Raw genomic sequence first — 14,997 nt, 5'->3', positions numbered from 1 at the left:
CGTAACGTATCGGTTGAAGGGAGCGGTGCTGGTTTCCTAGCTACCGCGAAAGACAAGGCCGTCGGGACATATCGTGCCCTGCCCGTCGGCGCAACGCAGCCTCTCGACCAGGAGAACATGCCCATGTCCTATCGTGCCCCAGTCTCTGAGTTTGAGTTTCTGATGAGCCATGTCGTCGGCATGGATCGCGTCGCCGCGACGGAGCGATTTGCCGAGGCCACGCCCGACACGGTCCACGCGGTGCTGACGGAGGCTGGCAAAATGGCCGAGGAAGTCCTGGCACCGCTGAATCGCGCCGGAGACCTGACGCCCGCGCGGCTGGAAAACGGCGTCGTGCGCACCTCGCCCGGGTTCGCCGAGGGCTATCGCGCGATTGCCGAGGGCGGCTATGTGGCGATCTCGGCTGATCCGGAATATGGCGGTTTGGGCTTGCCGATGTCGGTGACGACCGCGATCAACGAGATGATTGCTTCGGCCTGTTTGTCGTTGCAGTTGAACCCGCTGATGACGCAAGGCCAGATCGAGGCGCTGGAGAACCACGCCAGTGATGAGATCAAGGCGCTGTACCTGCCGAAGCTCGTTTCGGGAGAATGGACCGGCACGATGAACCTGACCGAACCGCAAGCCGGATCGGATGTGGGCGCGCTGCGCAGCAAGGCGGAACCGAATGGCGATGGCACCTATGCGGTGACGGGGCAGAAGATTTACATCTCTTGGGGAGACAATGATTTCACCGAGAATGTGTGTCACCTGGTCCTCGCGCGTCTTCCCGATGGTGGGCCGGGGACAAAAGGGATCAGTCTGTTCCTGGTGCCGCGGGACCTGCCCACCGAAGATGGCGGGGCGGGCGTGCGCAACAGTCTTAAAGTGGTGAGCCTTGAGCATAAGCTTGGCTTGCACGGCTCCCCCACGGCGGTGATGCAATATGATGGCGCCACCGGCTGGCTGGTCGGAGAGCCGCATCAGGGCATGGCGGCGATGTTCACGATGATGAACAACGCGCGCCTCGGTGTGGGTGTGCAAGGCGTAGGGGTTGCCGAGGCCGCCTATCAACACGCGCTGTCTTATGCGATGGAGCGTAAGCAAGGCCGCAGCCCCGAGGCGGGCACCGAGACGATCCTGGGCCACGCCGATGTGCGCCGCATGTTGACCGCGATGAAGGCCGAGACCTTCGCCGCCCGGGCGTTGACCCTTGACCTGGCGGTGGCGATCGATTTGGCCCATGCGACAGGCGATGCCGAGATGGCGGCGCGCGCGGCCTTCCTGACACCGATTTGCAAGGCCTATGGCACCGATACAGGGATTGCCGTTGCCGATGCGGGGGTTCAGGTCCATGGCGGCATGGGTTTCATAGAGGAAACGGGCGCGGCGCAATATCTGCGCGATGTCCGGGTGACGGCGATTTATGAAGGCACCAACGGTATCCAGTCGATGGACTTGGTGGGTCGGAAAATGATGGATGGCGGGGCCGAGGCGCGGCTGATCTTGGAGGAGATCGCGGAGACGGCGGCGGCCAGCGAGATGGGCGGCGCGCTGACTGAGGCCGTCGTTGCGTTGCGCGCCGCGACCGAGAGCCTGGTCGAGATGGAGATGAACGACCGCTTTGCCGGATCGGTGCCGTATCTGCGCGCCTTCGCCTTGGCGCTTGGCGGGCACTACCATCTGAAAGCCGCGATGGCCGACCCCGATGGGCCGCGCGCGCGGCTGGCGGCGAGTTTTCTGAACCGGCAATTGCCCGAACTTTACGGGCTTCTGGCGCAGGTTCGGCTTGGCGCGGCAGATCTCTATGCGCTCAGCGACGACGATCTCGTCGCGTGATCCACTACCCTTATGACAGCGCGCCCGAGCCTGGCGCGGCGATCGAACTCGCCGATGGCGTGCTTTGGATTCGTTTGCCGCTACCGATGGCGCTGGATCATGTGAATGTCTTTGCCCTTCGCGACGGCGCCGGATGGGCATTGGTCGATACAGGATTTGACGGCCGCCGCAGCCGGGCGATTTGGGCCGAGATCCTCGCCGGGCCGCTTGGCGGCGATCCGATCACCAAAGTCATCGCCACACATCACCACGCCGACCATATCGGCTTGGCCGGATGGTTCATGGGGCAGGGGGCCGAGTTGATCACAACGCGCACGGCCTGGTTGATGGCGCGGATGTTAATCTTGGATGAACAGACGCGGCCCACGGAAGAAACGCTCGACTTCTGGCGCGCCGCCGGGATGGCGCCCGATATTCTGGCCAGGCGTGCGGCGGAGCGGCCGTTCAACTTCGCCGATATGGTCCACCCTCTGCCGCTTGGCTACACCCGGATTGCGGAGGGGGACGTGATCCAGATCGGCGGACGGCACTGGCATATCCGCATCGGGCATGGCCATGCGCCGGAACATGCCACGCTTTGGTCGGTCGAGGACAATCTGGTGCTGGGCGGCGATCAGCTTTTGTCGTCGATCTCTCCCAATCTGGGAGTTTATGCAACTGAACCCGCCGCCGACCCCGTGCACGATTGGCTGGAAAGTTGCGAAGCCTTCCAGCCCTTTGCCGCCGAGGATCATTTCGTTTTGCCGGGTCATAAACTGCCCTACTCGGGCCTGCCTGATCGGTTGCGTCAGTTGATCGATAACCACCATGGCGCACTGGATCGGCTGCGGGAGCATCTTGGTACACCGCGCACCGCCGCAGAGTGTTTCGCGCCGCTCTTCAAACGGAAAATTGAAGAGGGCACCTATGGATTGGCTCTGGTCGAATCGCTGGCACATCTAAACCATCTTCTTGCTCTGGGAGAGGTCACGCGCGAGAAACGGGCGGACGGGGCATGGGTTTGGCAGCGGGAGAACTGATAATGGCGAATGAGATCATGACCTCGGCTGAAGCGATGGAGGGCGCGGCGCTCCCCGAAGCAGGCGCGGTGCATTGCGACCCAAATGCGCCGAGATCGGCAGAACAAATCCCCTTGCCTGGCCCGGTGGCGCAAAAGCCGGTGGATCAGAAGTCCCCGGCGGAATGGGCTTATGAACGGATCATCCTCTATATCAAGAATTTCGAGGAGCAGCTTGATGCCGAGCATGAGGCCGCCATGGGCTTCGCGGGCAGTGATGCAGGCGTGCTTCGGATCGAAGGTATGGGGTTTTTTGCTCCTGATATCGTCACCTTCTATGGCACTGATGGGGCAGGGCTGAAAACCCAACTGATCCAGCACGTCAGCCAGCTTAGCGTGACCATCCGCGCCTTGCCAAAAGCCGCCCCTGATGCGCCGGCCCAACGGATCGGATTTCGGCTGGCCGCCGATCTGACGGATGAAACCTGATCCTGCGGCGCTTTGCACCTCGTGACAGACCAAAGGAAATCGGCTATCGCGAGAGCAGCGATTTGGACCGGTACGATGGAGACGACTGATGGCCGAGCAACAGCACAAACATGGTGAGATGGACATCACCGATCAGGAGAAGACCTTCGAAGGTTTCATCCGCTGGTCAGTGATTGTTGGTCTGTTTAGTCTCGGTGTTATTGTTTTCCTGGCACTATTTGCGCGATGACCCTGCGCAAAGCGGGTGTTCTTCTCGCCGCGCTGATGGCTCTTTCGGCTTGCGGGGCTGAGTCCGTTTGGGCACCTGAGGAAGCTGTCGCGCGTGCGGCCTACGTGCCCGAAGGTCCTGCGACGGTGACCTTGCTCACCGCGATCAACAACCGTTCGGGCTCAGGTGGGCATTCCGCGCTCTTGATCGATGGTGCCCAACGACTGCTGTTTGATCCGGCGGGAAGCTGGCACCATCCAAATGTGCCTGAGCGCAACGACGTGCTTTATGGGATGTCGCCGCAACTCTTTGGCTTCTATATGGATTACCATGCGCGCGAGACCTATCACATGGTCGTGCAAGAGGTCGAAGTCTCGCCAGAGGTTGCTGCGCAACTCTCGCGCGCGGTGCAAGAATATGGGGCCGTGTCGCAGGCCCAATGCGCGCTGTCGATCTCGCGTATCCTGAGCGCGACACCGGGATTTGAGAGCGTGGGAACGGGGTGGTTTCCATACCGGATGATGAATCGGTTCGAAGAGTTGCCCGGCGTTCGGACCAGCCAAGTCTTTGATGATGATTCGGACGACAATCTCGAACTGTTGCAGGCCCAAGGTCGCGCGCAACTCTACTTGCCGGAAGAATTCGGCGGCTGAACAAAGATAAACCCCCGGGCCAGGCGGCGCGGGGGTATCTCATGTGGCAATCGAAACTGCCGGTTCGCAATGTCAGGATATGCTTAGAGCATCCCTTCGCGCTGCGCCTTTTTCCGAGCCAGCTTGCGCGCCCGACGGATCGCTTCCGCCTTCTCGCGTGCTTTTTTCTCAGACGGCTTTTCGTAATGTTGCTTGAGCTTCATTTCCCGAAAAACGCCTTCGCGCTGCAGCTTTTTCTTCAGGGCCCGAAGCGCCTGATCGACATTGTTGTCGCGAACACTAACCTGCATGTGGTGTCACCACCTTCCTAAGTTTGAGTTGCAAGAGATTGCAGGAAGTGGCCCTATAGCAAAGGCCCCAGAACTTGTCCAGTAAGTGCGTGGGCCCCTTTTCGTGGAGTGAGCGATGGAAGATGTGAAGGATCGATTGATCGACGCCGCCTTGGATCATGTGCCTTTTGACGGCTGGTCCGAGGTGACGTTTCAGGCCGCGATTGCGGATACCGGGGTTGATGAGGTCAGCGCCCGGGCGTTGTTCCCGCGGGGTGCCGTTGACTTGGCGCTTGGGTTTCACAAACGGGGCGACAACGCACTGCGCGAAGCGCTGCGGGCGGCGGACTTGTCCGAGATGCGGATTCGCGAGCGGATCACCTTTGCCGTTCGGACCCGGCTCGAGTTGGCCGAAGCGCATAAAGAGGCGGTGCGCCGCGGTTCGACCCTGTTTGCCTTGCCGATTTACGCTGCCGACGGTGCGGCGGCGGTATGGAGCACCTGCGATACGATCTGGGACGGGTTGGGCGACCCGTCGGACGACATCAACTGGTACACGAAACGCGCGACGCTCTCGGGCGTCTACAGTTCGACGGTACTTTATTGGCTCGGCGATCACTCTGAAGGTCATGCGGCGACATGGGCGTTTCTGGATCGGCGCATTGAGAATGTCATGCAGTTCGAGAAGCTGAAGAAACAGGTGAATGACAACCCGGTTCTAAAACCATTTCTGGCTGGTCCCAACTGGCTGTTGAGCCAGGTGAAAGCCCCTGCCAAGATGCCCCGTGTGGACCTGCCGGGCAGTTGGACCGGACGGGGGAGTACCGACACCTAAGAAGGAAGACCAAATGCCCTTGCCCTCCGTGATGCGCGCCGTTGAGATCAGCAGCCCCGGAGGGCCGGAGGTGTTGCACTTGGTCGAACGCCCGGTGCCTGCACCGATGGCGGAGCAAATCCTGATCGCGGTGGATTATGCCGGAGTAAACCGCCCCGATGCTCTGCAACGCGCGGGCAGCTATGCGCCGCCGCCGGGGGCCTCGGACTTGCCCGGGCTCGAGGCGGCAGGGACCGTGGCGGCCGTTGGGCCAGGGGTCACAAAATGGGCTGTGGGCGACCAAGTTTGTGCGTTGTTACCGGGCGGTGGCTATGCCGAATTTGTCACCACACATCAGGATCATGCCCTGCCTGTGCCAAGCGGCATGGCGATGGACCAAGCGGCAGCGCTTTGCGAGACGTTCTTCACGGTCTGGTCCAATGTCTTCATGCGCGGCGGGCTAAAGGGTGGCGAGCGGTTCTTGGTTCATGGCGGGTCCAGCGGGATCGGGACAACCGCGATCCAACTGGCCAATCACTTTGGTGCCCGGGTCTTCACCACAGCTGGCTCAGCGGAGAAATGCGCCGCATGTGTGGCGTTGGGGGCTGAACGTGCGATCAACTATCGCGAGGAAGATTTTGTCGATGTTTTGCGGGTCGAGGGCGGCGCGAACCTGATCCTCGATATGGTTGGCGGCGACTACATCCCGCGTAATATCAGGGCGCTGGCCGATGATGGCCGCTTGGTGCAGATCGCTTTCCTGCAATCGCCGAAGGTTGAGATGAATTTTGCCCCGCTGATGGTTCGGCGGTTGACCATGACCGGCTCGACCCTCCGCCCACAGAGCGACGCGGCCAAGGCGGATATCGCCGCGGACCTGGCCACGCATGTCTGGCCGCTTCTGGATGCTGGCCGGATCGCGCCAGTGATGGACAGCGAATTCGCGTTGGAGAACGCGGCAGATGCTCACGCGCGGATGGAGAGCAGCCAGCATATCGGGAAGATCGTGTTGAAAGTGCTTTAATCGCTGCGCTCTTAACGGTCTCCGAATGCTTGCCACCCCTGAATCCAGCGCGTCACCGTCGTCAACAGGCAGGCGGCAGCGAAGATGTAGGCCAGGACGGGGAAGAGCTGCGGCCAAAGGCAGATCACGACGAACAGGAGGATTGTCTCGAAGCCTTCTGTCAGGCCGCCGAGATAATAGATCCCCTTGGTCGGGTAATCCTCGGCCTTCAACTGGCGTTTGGCCGCAATAATCGAGAAGGCGAGAAAGCTGGTGCCTGAGCCGACGAAGGCGGTGACCAAGACGGCGGCCGGTAAGGCATTCGTGGCGGGATCGGCGAGCGCAAATCCAAGCGGGACAAGCGCGTAAAACACAAAGTCCAAGGCGATATCTAGAAATGCGCCTCGATCGGTCGGCTGAGTCAATCGCGCCACCGCCCCGTCCAGCCCGTCGGCCAAGCGGTTCAAAAGGATCAAGGCCAGCGCCAGACCGTACCAGCCAAAGGCAATTGCCGGCAGCGCCAATGCCCCAATGGCGAAGCCGGTCACAGTAATATGGTCCGGCGAAATGCCAGCCCGTCGCAAGAGTTGCGCCGGTGGTGTCAGCAATCGGCGTTGCAGGGGGAGAAGGGCGGCGTCGATCATCGAAGGTCCGGATGCGGCGCCGCGCAGATGGCGGCTATTGATCCGCCGCAACCTGACGACCTTGCCATCGGCGCGCAAGACACGATCTCGCGCGCCGTTCGTGAGCAGTGGGCCCTGTCTTACATCGACAAGACTTCCGCGACCTCGACCGAGCCGCCATCTTCGATGATCGGGCACCCTTCGGCCATCTTCGCAGCCTCGGCATGGTTGGCGGCGTCGACCATGGAATAGCCCGAGATCGGATTGGCGCCGCCATCATCCGCCGTGCCACTCGCGGAAACGGTTTTGGACAGTCCGACGGGCGCGCCGCCATCGACCAACTTGGCCCCGAGACCTTCCATCCAAGCCCCCCAGGCTGCCATCACGCGCTGCTGCTCTGCTTCGGATTCGGGTTTCGACCCGCCGTGATACACATAAATGAACTTTGACATACTCCGTCCTCCAGGTTGGTTAGCCCGCAACAAGGGCTTCGAGTTTGTTGAGCGTGGATTGCCAGCCACCCATATGCCGCGCGGCGGCCTCCTCATTCGGCAAATCGCGATGCGAGAGGGTGAGCGTTGTGCCGCCATCGGGCGTCGGGGCGAGCGCGATCACCACATGACTTTCCGGGCCGCGTTGATCCGCCTCGTCATGCCAGGCCCAGGTGAAGCCCACGGACGTGTCCGCCGTCACATGCGTGACATGACCGGAAACCTTGTAGGGTTGGCCATCCGGCGAGACCATTACCGAGGACCAGGGGCCGGTTGTGCGGAGGTCAAGCGGGCCCTCGGACACGGTAAACCCCCCGGTCCCCACCATTTCAACAATTCTGCGGGCTGTGTCAGGGCTTCAAATACGCGGGCCGGTGGGGCCGGCAACTGGCGGGTGATTTCGAGATCTGGCATGAGGTTTAGTCCTCGTCCGGGGGCTGAGATGGTGGCTGAGACGGTCGAGGCTTGCTGTCCAAAACTCGCGGCGGCCAATGCTCCATGTGGCGATGGTTTGGAGCGCCTCGGGATTCGCGGAATAGATTCGCCGCTGCTTGTCGATCTCACGATGGACCAATTCGGCGCTGTGCAGCACTTTCAGATGTCGCGACATTGCGGGGGCGGAGATATCGGCCAACTCACCAAGATCACCGGCGCTTTGCGGGCCGACCTCGATCAGCCGGTTCATAATCGCCAGGCGGGTTGGGTCGCCAAGGGCTGCGAATCGCGCTGCCAGGGGGTCGTTATTTCCAATCATGGTTAATTAACATAAAAGTTAATTAAATCGCGTCAAGTAGGCTCAGCTTTCGACGGTGCGCAGCAAGTCCACAACCTCGCCCAAATCCGTCATCTCGCGATAGCGATCAAAGCCTTCCGGCGGTTCCGCATGTTCCAGCTCCCAGGTGAGCCCATGGGGGATGTAGACGCCCCAAGCACCTGCCTCCAAAGCTGGGATCACATCGGATTTGAGCGAATTGCCAATCATCATCGCGCGGTCGGGGCCGTCCCCGTATCTGGCGAAGGTGGTCTGATAGGTCGCTTGGGTTTTGTTCGAGACAATCTCGACGCCGTCGAAGAAATCGCCCAAGCCCGATTGCGCCAGTTTACGCTCCTGATCCAAGAGATCGCCCTTGGTGATCAGGACAATCGTATGAGTCTCCGCCAGCGCGCGCACGGCATCCTCGGCATGCGGCAGAAGATGAACCGGATGGGCCAACATATCTTGCCCCGCGGCGAGCAGTTCGGCGATGACTGAGGCTGGCACGGCTTGATCCGTCACCTCAATCGCCGTTTCGATCATCGACAGCATGAAGCCTTTGATCCCAAAGCCATAATGACCCAGGTTCCGCTTCTCAGCCTCCAACAGCCGATCATAAAGATGGTCACGATCGGTGTAGTCGGCGAGCAATTCGGCAAAGCGCTCCTGCGTCAGCCGATAGAAGCTTTCATTCTGCCAAAGTGTGTCATCGGCGTCGAATCCGATTGTTTGTAATCCTTTGGGCATGGTTCCTGGCTTGAGCCTCTTTTATGAATCGGCAGAGGCCCTATATACTGCGGCCTGACACGTGGCATAAGCCCCGCGGGAGACCTGATGCAAAGCCAAGCCTGGACGATGATGGCCGACGCCCCTGATGAGGGGGACGAGACCAGCGTCATCACGAAGACCAAGCCCAAGACCGAGCGGCCACCTTTGTATAAGGTGCTGCTTCTGAATGATGACTACACGCCGATGGAATTCGTCGTGCACGTTCTTGAGCGGTTTTTCGGCATCACCCATTCGCAAGCGGTGGAGATCATGCTGACCGTTCATAAGAAAGGTGTGGCTGTGGTTGGCGTGTTCTCTTACGAGATCGCTGAGACCAAGGTGGCCCAGGTAATGGATTTCGCCCGCCGCAACCAGCACCCACTGCAATGCACGATGGAGAAAGAGGAATAGGCTGCGCCTGTTCTGGCTCATGACCCCTGACAGATGGACCCTGGCGCTGGAGAGCGGCGCGTTGAGCCTGCCCAAGGAGGGGCGGGTCTTGGTGCTGCGCGCGCGGGCCGATGCGGACTTCGCGGCTTTGGGTGAGGTAACGGCGATCCAGGGTTTCTATCCGGATCACCAGAGATTGAGCGCGCGGGGCATCCCGGTTGAGGTCGCGCCAGACGGTTTGTTTGACGTGGCCTTGGTGCAGATCGTGAAGTCGAAGCCGGAAAGCTTGTCACTGGTGGCTGAGGCGTTGGCGCATGTGCGACCCGGCGGGCTGGTCCTCGTCGATGGGCAGAAAGCCGAAGGGATTGAGAGCATCTTGAAAAACGTGCGGGGGCGCTGCCCGTCGATGATGCGCTTTCGAAATCGCACGGCAAGCTGTTCTGGCTGACCCGGCCACAGGCCCTGCCCGAAGCGGTCTTAAACTGGGTGGCCGAGCCGCAAGAGGTTGAGGGCGGCTATATCACTGCGCCGGGCGTGTTTTCCGCTGATGGGCCGGACCCGGGGTCAGAGTTGTTGATTGCACTCGTGCCGCAGCTGAAGGGCCGGGTCGCCGATCTCGGCGCGGGGTGGGGCTATATCGCGGCGGAGCTTTTGGCCGAACAAGAGAGTATAGCCGAGATTGATCTGATCGAGGCGGAATGGGCTGCACTGCAGGCGGCCAAGGCCAATATCGACGACCCGCGCGCCAATTTCATCTGGGGTGATGCCACCAGCTACCGCCCAGAAACGCCCTATGACGCCGTGGTGTCAAACCCGCCGTTTCACTCCGGGCGCGAGACCGACCCAGGACTGGGCCGCGCCTTCATCGCCAATGCGGCGCGCATCTTGAAACCGTCGGGACAATTCTTCATGGTGGCCAACCGCCATTTGCCCTATGAGGCCGCGCTGAAAGACCATTTCGGAACCGGCAAGATGCTGGCCGAAATCCAAGGCTACAAACTCTATCAGGCGGCCAAGCCCAGACGGGCCAAGCCCTGAGCAGGAGACGTCAGACATGACTCTTTCGATCCAAGGAAAGACTGCGATTATCACCGGTGCTGCCAATGGCGTCGGCCTGGCAATCGCCCGCCATTTTCTCGAACGCGGTGCCAATGTGATGCTGGCCGACCGGGACGAGGCGCGGCTGGTCGATGAATGCGGCAATCCCGAAGAGCAATCGGAAAGCGCAAAGTATTTTGCCGGCGACTTGCGCGAAAAACTGACGGTGGCCAATCTGCTATCAGCGACCATTGATGCGTTTGACCGGGTGGATATTCTGGTCAATGCCAGCCGCCAGATGATGACGACCGATCCGCTCGACCCGCAAGAAGGTTCGGTCGAGACGCTGTTGGATCAGAACATGTTTACCGCGCTGCGCTTGAGCCAATCGGTGGCCAAACGCATGATCCAGCAGGCCGAAGACGACGATGTCGAAGAAGGGGTGATTGGCTCGATCATCAACATCTCTTCGATCGCGTCGCGCCGCACACATCCCGATCTGCTTGGCTATTCGATCAGTGCTGCGGCGCTGGATCAGGCCACACGGAGCCTCGCCGTGGCCTTTGCGCCGCACCGCATTCGCGTCAACGCCGTGGCCTTTGGTTCGCTGATGTCGGCAAGCTTGAAAGACAGCCTGAGCGAGACCGATGGTCTCCGCAAAGAGATCAAAGAATGCACGCCGTTGGGCCGGATCGGCTCGGCCAAAGAAGTGGCCGGCGCGGTGCAGTTCCTTGCTTCGGAAGGGGCCGGGTTCGTGACGGGCGAGATTTTGACGGTCGATGGCGGGCGGACCTTGCTCGACAGCGTCACCAAGGCCGCGCATTAGAGGCCCCGAGATGCCGTTCCACCCCTTCGCGGTTGAGCAATTCCTGTCCGAGATGGAACATGGCGTACGGTTCAATTTCTCCGAAAGCGGTGTGCACCCGATGAGCTATGCCGCGCTCTTCGCGATGGCGCAGATCGATACGGAGGCCCTCTTTGAGACCCTCGTCGATTACCCGCAGGTGAACGGCTTCGACCTGCTCCGTGCGCGGATCGCGGCCCTCTATGATGGGCCGACGCCTGAGAATATCCTGGTCACGGTCGGTGCGAGTGAAGCCAACACTCTGGTGGCAACCACCTTGCTGGAACCCGGTGACAACATTGTTGTGTTCCGGCCCACCTATGAGCAGATGGCAGGCAACGCGCGCAATCTTGGCGTGGAGGTTCGCACCGTCGACCTGATTGAGGCGGAAGGCTGGGCCATTGATCAAGATGCGCTGGCGACCGCGGTCGATGACCGCACCAAAATCATCCATGTGGTGAACCCGAACAATCCGACAGGGTGTGTCCTGTCAGATACGGACCGCGCGGCGATCATCGCGGCGGCGGGGCGCGTTGGCGCCTGGATCGTTGCCGATGAGGTTTATTCCGGGACTGAGCGGGCCACGGATACGGCCACACCCAGCTTCTGGGGTCAATCTGACCGGGTCATCGCGATCAACTCTATGAGCAAAGCCTATGGGTTGCCGGGCTTACGTCTCGGCTGGCTTGTGGCGCCCGCAGATTTGATCCCCGCGTTTTGGCGGCGGCATGAATATGCGACGATCTCGGCCAGTATGATGTCGATGAAACTGGCCGAATACGCGCTGGCCTCCGTGACGCGGGCCAAGCTGACCGAGCGGGCGCGGGGCCTAATCCGGCGCGGGTTCGATACGTTGACCGAAGCGCTGGCGGAGCATCCCGGCGTGTTTTCTGTCGTCCCGCCGCAGGCCTCGGCCATGTCCTTTGTGCGCTTCGACTTGCCGCTTGGCTCTGAGGCCTTTGCCGGACGGCTTTTGAAAGACCAAGACGTTCTTGTCATCCCCGGTGCCCGGTTTGGGCGCGAGGGCTATTTCCGGTTCAGTTCCGCTCTGCCCGAGGCGCATCTGCGCGACGGGCTTGACCGATTGAACGCGGTGACAGCGGATATCCTGAAAGGCTGACGGCGCTCGGCGCCGTCACAATGATCTCACCAAAATGTCGGGCGAGATGATCCGACGTTAGGGCTGATCGTCTTCCTCGTCCTCGTCATCGCTTGCATTGGGCAGGTTAAAGAGACTGTCCGCATCGACCAAGGTCTCCTCGGGCTTCTCGTCCTCGTCTTCGGTGCCGGTGAGCGAGAAGGTCTCCAGCCCTGAAATGGCACTGGGCATTTTCGGCTCCGGATCCATACCAAGCGATTGCTCGGTCGAGACCAGCTTGCGCCGCTCCTCATCGCTCATCACCTCGCCATCTTTGGCTTTCTTGGCATTGGCTTTCTGCACGGCGGCGTCCAGTTCGGACTGTTTGCAGAGGCCAAGGGCAACCGGGTCAATCGGCTGGATGTTGGAGATGTTCCAATGGGTCCGCTCGCGAATCGACTGGATGGTTGGTTTCGTGGTGCCGACAAGTTTGGAGATTTGCCCATCGCTCAGCTCGGGGTGGAACTTCACCAGCCACAGGATCGAGGCGGGCCGATCCTGCCGCTTCGATAGCGGCGTGTAGCGCGGCCCACGGCGCTTTTCCTCGCCCACAGCGGCGGCGTTGAACTTCAGCTTCCAGGTTATAGATCGGGTCGGCTTCGGCCTTGGCGATCTCTTCCTGCGTCAGCTGATTATTCGCAATCGGGTCAAACCCCTTAACACCGACCGCCACATCGCCATCGGCAATGCCTTGGACTTCCAATTCATGCAGCCCGCAAAACTCGCCGATCTGGCGGAAGCTCAGCGTCGTGTTGTCCACCAGCCAGACGGCGGTGGCTTTGGCCATGATCGGTTTGTTCATCTCAGGGCTCCTAATAGATGCACTTCGGACGTGCCGGGAAAACGGCTGCGGGGCTGGGCCTCGCGGTTCCTCGATTTCGGGGAAGTTGGCCGCTATATAAGCGCCGAGGCGGTTGGAGGGAAGAGGCAAATGATGCGGATGCTATTGGCGCTGCTGTTGGTGGCCGGGGTCGCGCGGGCCGAGGGCGAGCTTGCGGGGGAGTTCGACTACTACGTGCTCAGCCTCAGTTGGACGCCCTCCTGGTGCGCGATTGAGGGTGATGCGCGCGAGTCCGAACAATGTGATCCTGGGCAAGGGTATGGGTTCACGCTGCATGGTCTCTGGCCGCAATATGAACGCGGCTGGCCGAGCTATTGCCCCACCTCCGAGCGGGCGCCCTCCCGCGCGATGACGGCGGATATGATTGATATCATGGGTTCTTCCGGGCTGGCCTGGCATCAATGGCGCAAGCATGGCGTCTGTTCCGGGCTTTCGGCAGCCGACTACTACGCCCTGTCGCGGGAGGCTTATGAGCGGGTCACGCGGCCCGATCTGTTGCGGCAGCTTGATCGCGAAGTGCGGTTGCCCGCCGCGGTGATCGAAGAGGCGTTTTTGGAGGCCAATCCCGCACTCGCGCCCGATATGCTGACCGTGACGTGCCGGGACCGTCGCATCCAAGAGGTTCGTCTTTGTTTGACGCGAGATTTGGAGCCTCGGCTTTGCGGCGATGATGTCGTGGGAGATTGCACACTTGCCGATGCGGTCTTCAGTCCAATGCGGTGATGCGTCCGCACAGGTCGACATCAAGAATTTGATTTAGAAGCTTTTCCGGGCTTTCAGCGCGGCGGAGATCGTCCCGTCATCCAGGTAATCCAACTCACCACCAATTGGCACACCTTGGGCCAGTGAGGTCATCGTCACACCCGCCCCCTCCAACTCGCCGGCGATGTAATGCGCAGTCGTTTGCCCGTCGACAGTGGCGTTGAGCGCCAGGATCACCTCGGTGATCTGCTCCTCCGCCACCCGGTCCCGCAGCTTCGGAATACGCAACTCGTCCGGGCCAATGGCATCCAGAGCGGAGAGCGTCCCGCCCAAAACTGATACCGCCCCGCAAAGGCTTGACCGCGCTCCATCGCCCAAAGATCGGCGACATCCTCGACCACGCAAAGCTGCCCATTGGCCCGTTTCGGGTTGCTGCAAATCTCGCACAGATCCGAGGTGCCAATATTCCCGCAGTTCAGGCATTCCCGTGCCGAGGCTGCCACATCGGCCATCGCTTGCGCCAAAGGCCGCATCAGCGCGCCGCGCTTCTTGATCAGATGCAGCACCGCGCGCCGCGCTGAACGAGGCCCGAGGCCGGGCAGCCGGGCCATCATATCGATCAGCGCTTCGATCTCGCGGGTGCTGTCAGACACGGCTTACATACCCGGCATCTGCATGCCTGGCGGCAGGCCGAGGCCTTCGGTCAGCTTGGCCATTTCCTCTTGGCTGCGATCTTGCGCCTTGGCTTGCGCGTCTTTGATCGCCGCCAAGATGAGGTCCTCAACCACTTCTTTCTTCTCGGGGTTGAAGATCGACGGGTCAATCTCCAATCCGATCAACTCGCCTTTGGCGGTCGCCGTCGCCTTGACCAGCCCGGCACCGCTTTCGCCCATTACGGTGATGGCGTTCAGGCTTTCCTGCATCTCGGCCATCTTGCCCTGCATTTCCTGCGCCTGTTTCATCAACTTGGCCATATCGCCAAGCCCGCCCAAACCTTTCAGCATCCACCGCGCTCCTTCTCATCCATCGAGTGTTGGCACCGACATACGCCGCGCGACTGCGCCAAACAAGGTCGGACCTGTTGACAGAATCGGCCTGCTCCGCGACCCTTTCAACAGCAAAGGCACCCGCTTTGGCACCTCAGCTGACAATCGAAA

At 60.9% G+C, this 14,997-nt stretch carries 20 protein-coding genes and 2 pseudogenes; 13 read left to right on the top strand and 9 right to left on the bottom strand.

Annotated elements, in window-relative coordinates:
* Positions 1–123: 123 nt before the first annotated feature.
* The 5 genes from QTA57_RS03450 to QTA57_RS03430 all read left to right on the top strand — a co-directional run bounded on the left by QTA57_RS03450 (position 124) and on the right by QTA57_RS03430 (position 4,165).
* Positions 124–1,818 (top strand): acyl-CoA dehydrogenase, encoded by a 1,695-nt coding sequence (locus tag QTA57_RS03450; RefSeq protein WP_290153626.1) that lies wholly within the window; start codon positions 124–126, stop codon positions 1,816–1,818.
* Complete coding sequence (locus tag QTA57_RS03445) at positions 1,815–2,837, top strand: MBL fold metallo-hydrolase (protein ID WP_290153624.1); 1,023 nt, start codon at positions 1,815–1,817, stop codon at positions 2,835–2,837. The genes QTA57_RS03450 and QTA57_RS03445 overlap by 4 nt, the downstream gene beginning before the upstream one ends.
* A 2-nt stretch (positions 2,838–2,839) precedes the next feature.
* Positions 2,840–3,304 carry a DUF6173 family protein gene (locus tag QTA57_RS03440; RefSeq protein ID WP_145212921.1) on the top strand — a complete coding sequence of 155 codons (465 nt, stop codon included), beginning with the start codon at positions 2,840–2,842 and terminating at the stop codon, positions 3,302–3,304.
* An 88-nt stretch (positions 3,305–3,392) separates the two neighbouring features.
* Positions 3,393–3,533, top strand: a complete 141-nt coding sequence (locus tag QTA57_RS03435; RefSeq protein WP_145212918.1) for an aa3-type cytochrome c oxidase subunit IV — start codon at positions 3,393–3,395, stop codon at positions 3,531–3,533.
* The gene (locus QTA57_RS03430) at positions 3,530–4,165 is read left to right on the top strand and encodes a hypothetical protein (protein ID WP_290153621.1); all 636 of its coding nucleotides are present in this window, start codon (positions 3,530–3,532) and stop codon (positions 4,163–4,165) included. Before QTA57_RS03435 ends, QTA57_RS03430 begins: the two co-directional genes overlap by 4 nt.
* An 83-nt stretch (positions 4,166–4,248) precedes the next feature.
* Here QTA57_RS03430 and rpsU read toward each other — a convergent pair whose 3' ends face one another.
* Positions 4,249–4,455: a 30S ribosomal protein S21 gene (gene rpsU, locus QTA57_RS03425; protein WP_071673777.1), complete on the bottom strand. Its 207-nt coding sequence runs from the start codon at positions 4,453–4,455 to the stop codon at positions 4,249–4,251.
* Positions 4,456–4,570: 115 nt separating this feature from the next.
* On the opposite strand from rpsU, the gene QTA57_RS03420 reads away from it, so the two are divergent.
* Positions 4,571–5,269 (top strand): COQ9 family protein, encoded by a 699-nt coding sequence (locus QTA57_RS03420; protein WP_290153617.1) that lies wholly within the window; start codon positions 4,571–4,573, stop codon positions 5,267–5,269.
* A gap of 13 nt (positions 5,270–5,282) precedes the next feature.
* Positions 5,283–6,272 carry an NAD(P)H-quinone oxidoreductase gene (locus QTA57_RS03415; RefSeq protein ID WP_290153615.1) on the top strand — a complete coding sequence of 330 codons (990 nt, stop codon included), beginning with the start codon at positions 5,283–5,285 and terminating at the stop codon, positions 6,270–6,272.
* Positions 6,273–6,283: 11 nt separating this feature from the next.
* Here the strand turns inward: QTA57_RS03415 and QTA57_RS03410 are convergent, their stop codons facing one another.
* From QTA57_RS03410 to QTA57_RS03390, 5 genes are all read right to left on the bottom strand, one after another.
* On the bottom strand, positions 6,284–6,895 hold the full coding sequence (locus QTA57_RS03410; RefSeq protein ID WP_290153613.1) for a CDP-alcohol phosphatidyltransferase family protein: 612 nt from the start codon (positions 6,893–6,895) through the stop codon (positions 6,284–6,286).
* Positions 6,896–7,014: 119 nt separating this feature from the next.
* On the bottom strand, positions 7,015–7,326 hold the full coding sequence (locus QTA57_RS03405; RefSeq protein ID WP_171557083.1) for a YciI family protein: 312 nt from the start codon (positions 7,324–7,326) through the stop codon (positions 7,015–7,017).
* Between the two features lie 19 nt (positions 7,327–7,345).
* Positions 7,346–7,669, bottom strand: coding sequence for an SRPBCC family protein (locus tag QTA57_RS03400; RefSeq protein WP_290153610.1), 324 nt, complete (start codon positions 7,667–7,669; stop codon positions 7,346–7,348).
* 54 nt (positions 7,670–7,723) lie between these two features.
* The gene (locus QTA57_RS03395) at positions 7,724–8,119 is read right to left on the bottom strand and encodes an ArsR/SmtB family transcription factor (protein WP_290153608.1); all 396 of its coding nucleotides are present in this window, start codon (positions 8,117–8,119) and stop codon (positions 7,724–7,726) included.
* 42 nt (positions 8,120–8,161) lie between these two features.
* Positions 8,162–8,866 carry an HAD family hydrolase gene (locus QTA57_RS03390; protein ID WP_290153607.1) on the bottom strand — a complete coding sequence of 235 codons (705 nt, stop codon included), beginning with the start codon at positions 8,864–8,866 and terminating at the stop codon, positions 8,162–8,164.
* A gap of 87 nt (positions 8,867–8,953) precedes the next feature.
* Here QTA57_RS03390 and clpS point away from each other — a divergent pair, with 87 nt between their 5' ends.
* From clpS to QTA57_RS03365, 5 genes are read left to right on the top strand one after another with little or no spacing between them, the layout of a single operon-like run.
* Positions 8,954–9,298 carry an ATP-dependent Clp protease adapter ClpS gene (gene clpS / locus QTA57_RS03385; RefSeq protein ID WP_290153605.1) on the top strand — a complete coding sequence of 115 codons (345 nt, stop codon included), beginning with the start codon at positions 8,954–8,956 and terminating at the stop codon, positions 9,296–9,298.
* A gap of 19 nt (positions 9,299–9,317) precedes the next feature.
* Complete coding sequence (locus tag QTA57_RS03380) at positions 9,318–9,725, top strand: class I SAM-dependent methyltransferase (protein ID WP_290153604.1); 408 nt, start codon at positions 9,318–9,320, stop codon at positions 9,723–9,725.
* A 38-nt stretch (positions 9,726–9,763) separates the two neighbouring features.
* Positions 9,764–10,315: a class I SAM-dependent methyltransferase gene (locus QTA57_RS03375; protein ID WP_290153602.1), complete on the top strand. Its 552-nt coding sequence runs from the start codon at positions 9,764–9,766 to the stop codon at positions 10,313–10,315.
* Between the two features lie 16 nt (positions 10,316–10,331).
* Positions 10,332–11,141, top strand: coding sequence for an SDR family NAD(P)-dependent oxidoreductase (locus QTA57_RS03370; RefSeq protein WP_290153600.1), 810 nt, complete (start codon positions 10,332–10,334; stop codon positions 11,139–11,141).
* Between the two features lie 10 nt (positions 11,142–11,151).
* Positions 11,152–12,279, top strand: a complete 1,128-nt coding sequence (locus QTA57_RS03365; RefSeq protein WP_290153599.1) for an aminotransferase class I/II-fold pyridoxal phosphate-dependent enzyme — start codon at positions 11,152–11,154, stop codon at positions 12,277–12,279.
* A gap of 57 nt (positions 12,280–12,336) precedes the next feature.
* Here the strand turns inward: QTA57_RS03365 and QTA57_RS03360 are convergent.
* Positions 12,337–13,099 (bottom strand): annotated as a pseudogene (locus QTA57_RS03360) (DUF1013 domain-containing protein).
* 132 nt (positions 13,100–13,231) lie between these two features.
* Between QTA57_RS03360 and QTA57_RS03355 the strand changes: the two are divergent.
* Positions 13,232–13,861 carry a ribonuclease T2 gene (locus QTA57_RS03355; protein WP_290154760.1) on the top strand — a complete coding sequence of 210 codons (630 nt, stop codon included), beginning with the start codon at positions 13,232–13,234 and terminating at the stop codon, positions 13,859–13,861.
* 33 nt (positions 13,862–13,894) lie between these two features.
* Here the strand turns inward: QTA57_RS03355 and recR are convergent.
* Together recR and QTA57_RS03345 are read right to left on the bottom strand one after the other, a co-directional pair.
* Positions 13,895–14,454, bottom strand: a pseudogene (recR, locus tag QTA57_RS03350) (recombination mediator RecR).
* A gap of 42 nt (positions 14,455–14,496) precedes the next feature.
* Positions 14,497–14,844 (bottom strand): YbaB/EbfC family nucleoid-associated protein, encoded by a 348-nt coding sequence (locus QTA57_RS03345; protein ID WP_290153598.1) that lies wholly within the window; start codon positions 14,842–14,844, stop codon positions 14,497–14,499.
* Positions 14,845–14,997: the final 153 nt, after the last annotated feature.

Origin of the sequence: Fontisubflavum oceani (assembly GCF_030407165.1) — a bacterium.
Classification (GTDB): domain Bacteria; phylum Pseudomonadota; class Alphaproteobacteria; order Rhodobacterales; family Rhodobacteraceae; genus Rhodophyticola; species Rhodophyticola oceani.
The sequence above is the reverse complement of the archived record's forward strand: the minus strand, read 5'-3'. Positions and strand labels throughout refer to the sequence as shown.

What these genes read in the sequence shown, in the direction of transcription:
- QTA57_RS03450 (WP_290153626.1), top strand. Translation starts at nt 124, where the DNA reads ATGTCCTATCGTGCCCCAGTCTCTGAGTTTGAGTTTCTGATGAGCCAT.
- QTA57_RS03440 (WP_145212921.1), top strand. Translation starts at nt 2,840, where the DNA reads ATGGCGAATGAGATCATGACCTCGGCTGAAGCGATGGAGGGCGCGGCG.
- QTA57_RS03435 (WP_145212918.1), top strand. Translation starts at nt 3,393, where the DNA reads ATGGCCGAGCAACAGCACAAACATGGTGAGATGGACATCACCGATCAG.
- QTA57_RS03430 (WP_290153621.1), top strand. Translation starts at nt 3,530, where the DNA reads ATGACCCTGCGCAAAGCGGGTGTTCTTCTCGCCGCGCTGATGGCTCTT.
- rpsU (WP_071673777.1), bottom strand. Translation starts at nt 4,455, where the DNA reads ATGCAGGTTAGTGTTCGCGACAACAATGTCGATCAGGCGCTTCGGGCC.
- QTA57_RS03420 (WP_290153617.1), top strand. Translation starts at nt 4,571, where the DNA reads ATGGAAGATGTGAAGGATCGATTGATCGACGCCGCCTTGGATCATGTG.
- QTA57_RS03415 (WP_290153615.1), top strand. Translation starts at nt 5,283, where the DNA reads ATGCCCTTGCCCTCCGTGATGCGCGCCGTTGAGATCAGCAGCCCCGGA.
- QTA57_RS03410 (WP_290153613.1), bottom strand. Translation starts at nt 6,895, where the DNA reads ATGATCGACGCCGCCCTTCTCCCCCTGCAACGCCGATTGCTGACACCA.
- QTA57_RS03405 (WP_171557083.1), bottom strand. Translation starts at nt 7,326, where the DNA reads ATGTCAAAGTTCATTTATGTGTATCACGGCGGGTCGAAACCCGAATCC.
- QTA57_RS03395 (WP_290153608.1), bottom strand. Translation starts at nt 8,119, where the DNA reads ATGATTGGAAATAACGACCCCCTGGCAGCGCGATTCGCAGCCCTTGGC.
- QTA57_RS03390 (WP_290153607.1), bottom strand. Translation starts at nt 8,866, where the DNA reads ATGCCCAAAGGATTACAAACAATCGGATTCGACGCCGATGACACACTT.
- clpS (WP_290153605.1), top strand. Translation starts at nt 8,954, where the DNA reads ATGCAAAGCCAAGCCTGGACGATGATGGCCGACGCCCCTGATGAGGGG.
- QTA57_RS03380 (WP_290153604.1), top strand. Translation starts at nt 9,318, where the DNA reads ATGACCCCTGACAGATGGACCCTGGCGCTGGAGAGCGGCGCGTTGAGC.
- QTA57_RS03370 (WP_290153600.1), top strand. Translation starts at nt 10,332, where the DNA reads ATGACTCTTTCGATCCAAGGAAAGACTGCGATTATCACCGGTGCTGCC.
- QTA57_RS03365 (WP_290153599.1), top strand. Translation starts at nt 11,152, where the DNA reads ATGCCGTTCCACCCCTTCGCGGTTGAGCAATTCCTGTCCGAGATGGAA.
- QTA57_RS03355 (WP_290154760.1), top strand. Translation starts at nt 13,232, where the DNA reads ATGCGGATGCTATTGGCGCTGCTGTTGGTGGCCGGGGTCGCGCGGGCC.
- QTA57_RS03345 (WP_290153598.1), bottom strand. Translation starts at nt 14,844, where the DNA reads ATGCTGAAAGGTTTGGGCGGGCTTGGCGATATGGCCAAGTTGATGAAA.